Genomic DNA, 224 nt, shown 5'->3' on the forward strand with positions numbered 1-224 from the left:
GCCCATCATGCCCCAGCGCACCACGCCACACACGGCGGATAGCAGCAACATATTGCGCGCCGACCAGCGGCTGAACAGCTGTTTACTGAAAGTGAAGACCAGCACTTCTGCGACCACGCCGAGCGACCATAAATACCCGATGGTGGTCGAAGAATACCCGATATCCTGCCAGTAAATCGCGCTGAAACCGTAGTATGCGGCGTGTGCGCTGGGGCATGATGGGC

1 protein-coding gene is annotated in these 224 nt (G+C 58.5%); it reads right to left on the reverse strand.

All coding sequences use genetic code 11. The annotated features are described in order from the left end of the window. The coding region (locus ACM615_RS23900) for an MFS transporter (protein WP_431012629.1) at positions 1-224 on the reverse strand (224 nt) is incomplete at both ends.

This window comes from Rahnella sp. PAMC25617 (genome assembly GCF_050606005.1).
Lineage (GTDB): Bacteria > Pseudomonadota > Gammaproteobacteria > Enterobacterales > Enterobacteriaceae > Rahnella > Rahnella variigena.